The 7,355-nt window shown below is 47.2% G+C and carries 6 protein-coding genes; all 6 read right to left on the bottom strand.

Features of this window, described 5'->3' with window-relative positions; all coding sequences use genetic code 11:
* Positions 1-156 precede the first annotated feature (156 nt).
* On the bottom strand, positions 157-2,064 hold the full coding sequence (locus tag GKG43_RS15740; RefSeq protein WP_055154953.1) for an ABC transporter permease: 1,908 nt from the start codon (positions 2,062-2,064) through the stop codon (positions 157-159).
* Positions 2,065-2,817 (bottom strand): ABC transporter ATP-binding protein, encoded by a 753-nt coding sequence (locus tag GKG43_RS15735; RefSeq protein ID WP_055154954.1) that lies wholly within the window; start codon positions 2,815-2,817, stop codon positions 2,065-2,067.
* A 141-nt stretch (positions 2,818-2,958) separates the two neighbouring features.
* Positions 2,959-3,984 (bottom strand): HAMP domain-containing sensor histidine kinase, encoded by a 1,026-nt coding sequence (locus tag GKG43_RS15730; RefSeq protein WP_055154955.1) that lies wholly within the window; start codon positions 3,982-3,984, stop codon positions 2,959-2,961.
* A complete protein-coding gene (locus GKG43_RS15725; RefSeq protein ID WP_050638886.1) occupies positions 3,981-4,646 on the bottom strand; it encodes a response regulator transcription factor in 666 nt (221 codons plus the stop codon). The genes GKG43_RS15730 and GKG43_RS15725 overlap by 4 nt, the downstream gene beginning before the upstream one ends.
* Positions 4,647-4,747: 101 nt before the next feature.
* Positions 4,748-5,725, bottom strand: a complete 978-nt coding sequence (locus tag GKG43_RS15720; RefSeq protein WP_050638887.1) for a hypothetical protein — start codon at positions 5,723-5,725, stop codon at positions 4,748-4,750.
* Complete coding sequence (locus GKG43_RS15715; RefSeq protein ID WP_050638888.1) at positions 5,726-7,186, bottom strand: FAD-dependent oxidoreductase; 1,461 nt, start codon at positions 7,184-7,186, stop codon at positions 5,726-5,728.
* Positions 7,187-7,355 lie beyond the last annotated feature (169 nt).

Below are 7,355 nucleotides of genomic sequence, written 5' to 3'. Positions count from 1 at the left end.
GTGATTTTGTGATCACCGAATCACAAAATCACCCCACTTTCCCGGCTGCCGGCTTCCTAGAATTTCTTAGGTTCGCGTCCGCGTTTCGAGGCGGCATATGTGCACTTGGGCGGGTTGCGGCTATCCCTTCCTTTCGCGTCCCCCCTTCCTCCACTCCTACGTATCCAAAACCTTCCCCCTGAAAACCCGCACCGATACCAAATAAACCAGTGTAAATATAACCAGTATAGAAACCGCGCTGTAAATATTCACACGGAACAAATCTTCTTTCATTACATTTCCCAGTGCACGAATTGCAAACCAGGAGGATACTGCCATGAGCACAAACGGACAATAGTAAGTAAACCGTATCTCATTTTTCATGGACTTATACAGAGTGTCACCGGGGATTCCCAGTTTTCGCAGAATCCTGTACCTGTCACGGTCCTCATAGGCATCATTGTTCAGCTTGATGAAGATAATACTGCCTCCTGCCAGGATCAGCGTCACAAACATAAAGATACATAGGGAATATAAAACCCGTATCCAAGTTTCTTTCTCACTATCGGCTCCCGAAAAGTTAACTCCCACCTGCATCTGCCCGTTTTCATCCGTTTTGGAAAGGCTCCTCAGATAATTCCTGGATGCGTCTGCATTCGACGGATCTTCAATTTTGAAGTTATACATGTGCAGCAGGATCCCCTTAGGCTCCAGTTCTTTATAAACCTCATCGTTGAGCACATAAATACTCATCTGCTCCTGCATGGCGCCCAAATATGGGGTATCGTCTTCCTTAATAATATGATAAGAATTGTCTCCGATCTGGACGTCCTGTTGCTCCTGCCCTGCAAAGCTCATGAGAATGATGTGCGAAAGTTTAATTGTCTCATCCTGTTTCAATTCTGTATAATCAAAAGGCATGCCCGCCTCTTCCGCAATCGTTTTCATTTGAGAGAAAGGGATGATTGCATAAGTAGAATTCACATATTTCGTATGGAACATACTCGGGTCAAGAAGCAGGTAAGAAGCCTCCGCTTTATATTCCACTTTATTCTCCTTCGATATTCCCTCTTCCATCTCTTCCATATCCATCTCATGTGAGCTTACGACCTGATATGTGAAAGTCTCTTGAAAATGCACCATCTTATCATAACGCTGCTTCAGGGCGATCGCTGTACCCAGCACCGTTACGGAACAGATCATCAGAATCGTAACCATGGCATAAGTGCGGTAATTTCTCCGGATTCTGAAGGACAAATTATTCACCCAAAGGCTGCGCTGCTTTTGATACAGAAATTTCTTGTTTTTCGTCAGCTTTCTGATAAAGAAAGGAATTGCACCGCCAAACAACAGATATATTCCTGCAATTACCAGTATTACGGCAAGCAGTGCATACGACAGAGTATCCAGATTCCCGGTTTTTATTGCACACATATAACCTGCACCCAGTACCGCCAATCCCGCTGCAGATTTCAGGGCGGCCATCCATCCTTTTTCCGGCTTCATTTCTTCCTGCTTTGCACCGGAAAGCATACTCAGTACGCTGCTCCTTGATATTGATACATATCCTTTCAGTATCATCATGCCAAATATGATAAAGAATACAGCTGATGTGATAAGAACCGGTTTTATCGTAAATGAAAACCGGACATCTACGCTAATCTCCGACAGTTTCATCAGCAGCATTTGAAATAATTTAGAAAATACAGTCCCGGCCAGCAGACCCGCCAGCAGGGAAAATATACCGATAAAAAATGCCTCAAGCGCGTACATTTTCCCAATGCGCACATTATCCAGCCCCATAAACGTATAGATTCCGATCTCTTTCTTCCTCTGGTTGAGAAATACATTTGTGGCATACCAGATGAAAAAGAACAAAAACACCCCAAATACTACGGATGCCGCATGTACGACCAGGTCAATGTAGTCTTTGTTCATACTGTTCAGGACGTCCATGGAGTCCGAATAGATAATATTTTGAAAATTAAAAAATATAAAAACTGAAAATGCAAGGGACATAATCAGCGCCGCATATTCCCTTACACTTCTCTTAAAGTTGGAAAATGCCAGTCTGCACAAACTCATCTACCGCTCACCTCCCATGGAAGCAAGCAGTTCCATAATCTCTTCATAAAAGACTTTTCTGTCCCCCATGCTGTTCAGCCGGCACTGTACCTGTCCGTCAGAAAGCATATAGACCTGCTTTGCGTAGCTTGCCGTGTAGGCGTCATGTGTCACCATCAGGATCGTTGCCCGCCCGGAGTCATTGGCCGCTTTCAGACTCTGCAGCAGATCCCGGCTGGATCTGGAGTCCAGCGCTCCGGTCGGCTCATCGGCAAAGATAATCTTTGGCTCCGTGATCAGGGCCCGGGCGCTTGCCCCTCTCTGTTTCTGCCCGCCGGAGAGCTGGTAAGGGTATTTTGACAGATGCTCCTCCAGCTGGAAAAGCCTTGCCATATTCATCACCCTTTTCTGCACCTCTTTGCTCTTTACTCCATTCAGAGACAACGGCAAAGCGATATTATCTTCCAACGTCATATTGTCCAGCAGATTATATTCCTGGAAAATGAAACCGATCTTATCCCTGCGTATAATGGACAGCCGTTTATTGTCCGCTTTTGTAACATCCTCCCCATCCAGAAATATCTGACCCCTGGTTGGTTTGTCCAGTGTGGAGAGCATATTCAGAAGAGTCGATTTCCCTGCGCCGCTCGACCCCATGATGGCAACAAAGTCCTGCTCCTGAATGTCCAGATTGATTCCCTTCAAAACCTGGGATTCATAATCTTTTCTTCCGAAACTTTTTACTAGATTTCTAATTTCCATTATTTTTTTCATATCACGAATACCTCCTTTTATCACTAAAATTGTAACAAAAAGAGGGTTAAAAATCCTTTCATCCGGATAACAGTCCCCTCCTATATCTAACATTTCTGCAAGATTACCGGATTATTGCAATGCCATCTGCCAAAGCTGTGTTCATTCTTCTGCCGCTCTCTCTGCCTCTATGTTCATGTTAAAAAATGCTGTATTATTTGAAAAATGAAGTGTAAACCGGGTGCCCTTCTCCGGCCTGGAATATACCTGCAGCCGGATCCCGAGATGTTCGGCTGTCTCCTTCACGAAGTAAAGCCCCATACCTGTAGAGCGATAATCACCGTTTCTCAGATTGCTTCCAATATAACCTCTGTCGAAAATGTATGGAATCTCACCTTCTGCGATTCCGATCCCGTTGTCCTTCACTGTAAGCTCTACTTCGTCGGCTGAAATACATCTTGCCTCAAAGGTGAGCGCCGGCTGTTTTGTTCTATATTTAACCGCATTTCCGATGAGCTGATCCAGCATATAGACAAGCCACCTCCGGTCACTGTAAACCACGGCACCTTCAAGTTTCTTTTCAATCTGAAAATGCTCCCGGATCAGGAAATATGACTGATTCTTCAGAGCCTCATTGACCGCTTCCTCCAGATAAACCCTCTCATAGCGTACATCATTTTCCATATTTTTCAGTTTGCTGCTCATCATCATGGTGTTTAAAAGCTGCTGGATCCGCTCCAGACATCCCTGCATCTCCTCTTGCAGTTCACTGTCGGGGTTCCTCTCATTCATCAGTCCCAACGCGGAGAGCGGCAGCTTAACTTCGTGCGCCCATCTTGTAATGTAGTCGGTCAGCCCCTCCCGTTCCTCCTGCAGCGCGCTGATATCTTCCGCATTTTCTTTTTCCATCCTGCACAGCACTTCTGTAACCCTGCCGCCGAGCAGACGGCTGGCTTCTTCCCTGTTCTTATGTATTTCATCGTCCAGAATGCAGGATATCTGCTTCCATTTTCTGTAATCAAGTGCTAGGTAAAAAAGCCCTGCGGCCAGGAGGATTCCATCCAGATACAGCAAATCCCCGAAATTTACGCTGCGGGCGCACAGCACCCCAAAATACAGATTGATGGCGGCCAGGACTGCCGCCCCCGCCAGAATGCCCCATCTCTTCTCTTTGAGATAATTTTTCATTCTATATAATACCCCATACCTTTTTTCGTTACAATAATGTCGCTTCCCCCCGTCACTTCGTTCAGCTTTGCACGGAGCCGCGAAACAAGAACGCTCAGCGAAGCATCCGTCACAAACTCGTCCGTATTCCAAAGCTGCTGCATCAGCTTCTCCCTGCTGACCACGCTCCCTTTTTTGGAGAGCAGCGCCGCCATGATCTTACTCTCCGACTTTGTCAGATCCACATTCATTCCGTTGCATACAAACTGCCCGCTCTCATAATACATCCCGCCGTTCAGATAGGTTCTCTCATTGGTCGTATACTCATAGGCCCGGCGCAGCATGGCCCGGATCTTCAGCAGGAGCAGCTCCGGGTCGAATGGCTTTTCCACATAATCGTCCCCGCCTGCTGCCATGGCCATCACCTTATCCGCATTCTGGTCTCTGCTTGAAAGATACAGAAGCGGTACATTAGAAATCTGGCGTATCTTTTCACACCAGTAGAACCCGTCGAAGCTTGGCAGGTTAATATCCATCAGAATCAAATCCGGCTGTCTGCTGATGTATTCATTCGTAATATCATCGAACTGTTTCGCATAAACAGCTTCAAATCCCCACCTTTCACACAACAGCACCAGTTCCTTTGCCAGCGTCATATCATCTTCAACAATCAGAATTTTCATTTTTACCACTCCCTAATGTACACTTTGCGTACATTGTATCATACTTTCTGTCCGCAGCAGTCTTCTATAACAAAAATGTTAGAAATATACCGCCTCGGATTTTATGAAAATTCCTGCTCATAGGAAGCCTGCTCAGAGATGAGGTGAAAGATCTGCCTTTTCCCTTTCCACAGTTGATATTCCATACTGCAGGACGGACTCTCTTTTATAATCCGGTCCATGCGCCCCTCATAAGGGGCCTTTAGCCCATGAGACTTTTCCCCTAGTTTCCTGATTTTCAGCAGGAGCTTTCCCTGTCTCAAAGTCACGGCCCCCTCGCGGGATTCCGTGATCCGTGCCCCAAAATAAGTGCCCATGCGGTATTCCCTGCCCTGGTAATGAACCGCAGCAATACAGCCTTTGAAATGCATTCCCAGGAATGGTATATCTGCAACAGATGCCATAATACTGTTCATTTCTTTCTGAAAGCGTTCCTTCGTTTTCTTCTCGAATGCATACTGACGCTTCCCTGTCCCATGGCGTTTCTTCTTTTTTGTATGTTGTATTTCCCCGAATCCGCACTGGGTCCAGAGATATGTTTCGGGAAAAGATTTTCCCCTGTCCGTTTCTATATAACCTCTTCCCCCGGTAAAATCCATCCGTTTCCCGTTGACCCTCAGGGAACCTTTCAGATTATGCGCCATACTTAACACTCCGTGGCTGCACTGCATAAATGGGCAGAACCGGAACGGCCCCATAATATCTCCCCTGATTTTATGGAAACCCGAGTAGGCTATTTTCCCCTCTACAGTAAGTTCATCCGTGTGTATACTGATTAAGATGCCTTTTTCACTAAATAAATTCTCTCCGATTCTTACCTGAAATTTATCGTCGTGAATCTGGCACATTTCGATCGGATACGTAAAATTCCATGCACCATGATCCATGACCACCTGGATGGAAGCCGTCCAGTTTCCTTCTTTATCTGCGTGTACAGCCGGTATAAATGCAATGGTTTTCCCTTTATTTTGGTGCTTCAGATACCATCCCTCAAAATAGGGCCCTTTTTTACCTGTCCCATGAAAATACTTTTCCTTCATCTAGTTCTCCTTTCTGATATGACATTCCAGGTCATTCTGTGCCGGACCGTCCAGCCGTTTCCCCCGATAATCAAACCGTGATCCATGGCAAGGGCAGTCCCAGCTTTTTTCATCGGGATTCCAGGCGAGCTGGCAGCCCAGATGGGGACATCTTGTAGAAATTGCAAAGAGTTTTCCCGTTTCTTCTCTGTACACTCCGTATTTATTTCCGTCATGCTCTACGATCCCGCCATGCCCCGGCCTCAGATCCTCAAGCTTCTCCTTTGGTATTGCAGCCAGCTGTTTCATAAGGCCGGAAACTGCATAGCCGCCTTCTTTTAGTAAGGTGCCCACAGAAGACTGCAGGTGGAAGCGTCTGGGGGTGAATACGTCCGCATACTGGTTTTGCCGTCCGCAGATCAGGTCGGTCAGGATCATGGCGGATACCATGGAGCTGGTCATCCCCCATTTGCCAAATCCTGTAGCCACATACCAGTCCGGCTGGCTTTTACTGTACTTTCCGATATAAGGGATCCCATCCAGTGTCATGCAGTCCTGTGCAGACCAGCGGGCTGTTTCTTTACATTCCGGCCATAAGGCCTCCGCCCTGCTGCTTAGATATTCATAAGAATTCCCGGCTGTATTTTTGCCGGTGCGGTGCCCCCCGCCCCCAATCAGCAGGTTTTCTCCTGCGCTTCTGAAAGATAATCCGTCCTCATCTATCCCGTAATACATCCCCTCCAACGAAGCGGCCTTTTTCACCGCCAGCACATAACTTCGTTCCTGATGCATACGCATAAAATAATATCCCGGACTGTTAAGAAAAGGATAGTGGCAGGCAAACACGACCCGCTGCGCATGTACGGTTCCATGCGCTGTCACGACTGTATGATCCTCTGCATGAGTTACTTTTGTATGCTCAAATATAGTCAGTTCCTCCGCCAGCATATACAAAAACCGCAGAGGATGAAACCGTCCCTGCCCCTCTAGTTTCAAGGCCAGTTTTACCTGAAACGGAAGTTCCGTCTTCTCTGTCAGCTGCATCCCCATCCCGATCCGTTTTGCCGCCTCATGTTCCCGCCGCAGCGCGCCCGTATCCTGCATGGTATACAAATAAGCAGGACACGGGTTCCATCCAATGTCCCCCTGATACTTTTCCGCCAAAATTCGGTATCGTTCAACCGCTTCCTGATTCGCAGCGGCATACAGCCCCGCCTTCTCCATCCCCTCGTTCTGCAGCAGCCTGTCGTATATCATCCCGTGCTGGGAAGTCACCTTAGCCGTGGTATTCTTCGTCTGCCCGCTCCCGATTCTGTCCGCCTCCAGAACCACGCACTTCATCCCCGCCTGCTCCAGAAAATGAGCCGTCAGAATCCCGGCCATCCCTCCGCCTATAATAACCGTATCCGTCTCAATATCGCCATGCAGCGGGGGATACTTTGCAGACGATGCAGAAATACTCCAAATTGATTTTTCAACCATGCTATTCACCTCAATACATTCTTCTGAATAGGATGCGTCTTAGATGCGGGAATTATGCAAAAAATGGGAAAGAATTGGAGGGGAGGACATTATCGGGAAAAGCGGATGGGAACGGCAACTAAGATAGGACTGGCTGGAGGAGTACAATGTGCGAGCAGACGTTTTGATC

It is taken from the genome of Eubacterium sp. BIOML-A2 (assembly GCF_009680135.1).
Taxonomy (GTDB): Bacteria; Bacillota; Clostridia; order Lachnospirales; family Lachnospiraceae; genus Faecalicatena; species Faecalicatena contortus_B.
The sequence above is the reverse complement of the archived record's forward strand: the minus strand, read 5'-3'. Positions and strand labels throughout refer to the sequence as shown.